This window comes from Frankia sp. AgKG'84/4, from assembly GCF_023242965.2.
Lineage (GTDB): Bacteria > Actinomycetota > Actinomycetes > Frankiales > Frankiaceae > Frankia.
The window spans coordinates 1-1,253 of record NZ_JALKFU020001137.1 but is presented as its reverse complement, the minus strand read 5'-3'; the positions used below and the strand labels follow the sequence as shown (position 1 = coordinate 1,253).

The 1,253-nt window shown below is 73.0% G+C and carries 1 protein-coding gene; it reads left to right on the top strand.

Features of this window, described 5'->3' with window-relative positions:
• Positions 1 to 1,253, top strand: a 1,253-nt coding sequence (locus tag MXD58_RS27895; protein ID WP_250611152.1) for an HAD-IC family P-type ATPase, incomplete at both ends; no start/stop codon positions are given.

The window sequence follows — 1,253 nt, the reverse complement described above, 5'->3', positions numbered from 1 at the left end:
CGGAATCCGGGGCTTCGCCGGAATCGGCCGGTGCTCCGCCGGAGGCGGGTGCTGCTGCTCGGCCGGCTCGACGGCGACCTCGCGGCGGCCCTCGCCGACCCGGCGACCGTGCCCGGTTCCCTCACCCCCGTCGCGCTCGTCGTCCTCGCCCAGCGCCCCCGGGCCGACGCGCCCGACACTCTGCGGTACTTCGCCGAGCAGAACGTCGTCATCAAGGTGATCTCGGGGGACAACGCGCTGTCCGTGGGCGCGGTCGCCCGCTCCCTCGGCCTGCCCGGCGCCGACGAACCGGTCGACGCACGCACCCTGCCCACCGAACTCGCCGCCCTCGCCGACGTGATGGAGACCCGTTCGATCTTCGGCCGGGTCTCCCCGCAGCAGAAACGGGAGATGGTCGCGGCGCTGCGCTCACGCGGGCACACCGTCGCCATGACCGGCGACGGCGTCAACGACGTCCTCGCCCTCAAGGACGCCGACATCGGCGTCGCGATGGGCTCGGGCAGCCAGGCTGCCCGCGGCGTCGCCCAGATCGTGCTGCTCGACAACAGTTTCGCGGCGCTGCCGTCGGTGGTCGCCGAGGGCCGGCGCGTCATCGGCAACATCGAACGGGTCGCGAACCTGTTCCTGGCGAAGACGGTCTACTCGGTGCTGCTCGCCGTTCTGGTCGTCATCACCCGGGTGCCGTACCCGTTCCTGCCCCGGCATCTGACCCTGCTCGGCTCGCTGACGATCGGCATCCCGGCGTTCTTCCTTGCGCTCGCCCCGAACGGCGAGCGGGCCCGCCCGGACTTCGTCGGGCGAGTGCTGCGCTTCGCCCTGCCCGCCGGGATCCTCGCCGGCTCCGCGACGATGGTCTCCTACCTGGTCGCCCGCTCGATCTACGACGACCTCGACGCGGAGACGTCGATGGCGACCCTGACGCTGTTCCTCGTGGCCCTGTGGGCGCTGGCCATCGTCGCCCGCCCGTACACGTGGTGGCGGATCGCGCTCGTGGCGACCATGGCGGTCGCGTTCGTGCTGGTCCTGACGATCCCGTTCGCCCAGGAGTTCTTCCAGCTGTCGCTGGTCGGCACGAAGGGCCCGTGGACGGCGGTGGGGATCGCCGCGGCCGCCGGTGTGCTGCTGGAGATCGTCTGGCTGGTGACCAGGCGGCGCCGCGCCGCCGCGGAAGCCCACGAGGAGCAGCTCGTCGCGCGGCGCGCCGCGGCGCCCCGAAGCCATGTGCGGACCCTGCCCGCGACGCCACCGGCGGG